This is a genomic window from Streptomyces sp. NPDC023838 (assembly GCF_040639555.1).
Taxonomy (GTDB): Bacteria; Actinomycetota; Actinomycetes; order Streptomycetales; family Streptomycetaceae; genus Streptomyces.
In genome coordinates this window covers 1-1,040 of record NZ_JBFAAD010000083.1, presented here as the reverse complement: position 1 = coordinate 1,040, position 1,040 = coordinate 1, and the positions used below count along the sequence as shown (strand labels likewise).

The following is a 1,040-nucleotide window of genomic DNA, read 5'->3' as shown; positions in this document are numbered from 1 at the left end:
GAGACCTCCGCGCGCAATTCGCAGTCCTCGTGGATCGGTGACGGCTGGTCGTACAGCCCCGGTTTCCTGGAGCGTTCGTACAAGCCGTGCCGGTACGACGGGATCAAGGACTCCGGTGACGAGTGCTGGGCGGGCTACAACGCCACTCTCTCGCTCGGCTCCCACACGGGCCAGTTGGTGCGGGACAAGGATGGCGTCTACCACCTGTCGTCGGACGACGGCACGAAGGTCGAGCGGCTGACGGGTGCGGGCAACGGGCTGTGGGACGGCGAGTACTTCAAGGTCACCACGACCGACGGCACCGCCTACTACCTGGGCCTCAACCACGCCCCCGGCACCACCTCGGACGACGCGACCAACAGCGCCTGGGGCATGCCGGTCTACCACCCCAAGTCGGGCGACCCCTGCCACGACTCGGACAAGGGTGACGACTCCCAGTGCACCAAGCCGGTCGGTTACCGCTTCAACCTGGATTTCGTCGTCGACCCGCACGGCAACGCCCAGCGCTACGAGTACGCCACCGAGTCCAACTACTACAACATGGGGTACGGCCAGGTCGCCAAGGACGACAAGGGCGGCACGCTCACCCAGTACACCCGCGGCGGATACCTCACCCGCATCTCCTACGGCTACAAGCTGGCCGACGCGATCGCGGGCAAGGACCCGGCGGCGCGGATCAACTTCACCAGCGCCCAGCGCTGCACCACGTCCGACAGTGTCTGCACGTACGACAACCTTAAGAAGGACTCGGCCACCAACTGGCCGGACGTTCCCTACGACACGAACTGCCCCTCGACGTACAAGACGCACAGCGACGACGAGGACGCCACGGACGTCTGCAAGCTCGGCTCGCCGACGTTCTGGACGACCTACCGGCTGAAGAAGATCACCACCCAGGTCAAGACCGGAAGCGGCTTCCAGGACGTCGACTCCTACGCCCTCACCCACGTCTTCTCCGACGCGGGCGGGGTGATCGACCCGGTCACCGGCAAGACCACCGACCCGAAGAACGCCGGAAAGCTGCAGTCGGTCATGTGGCT

General features: G+C 65.7%; 1 pseudogene. It reads left to right on the top strand.

Annotation, left to right across the window (positions count from 1 at the left end):
* Window positions 1-1,040, top strand: a pseudogene (locus AB0G17_RS37310) (hypothetical protein); the annotation flags it as partial.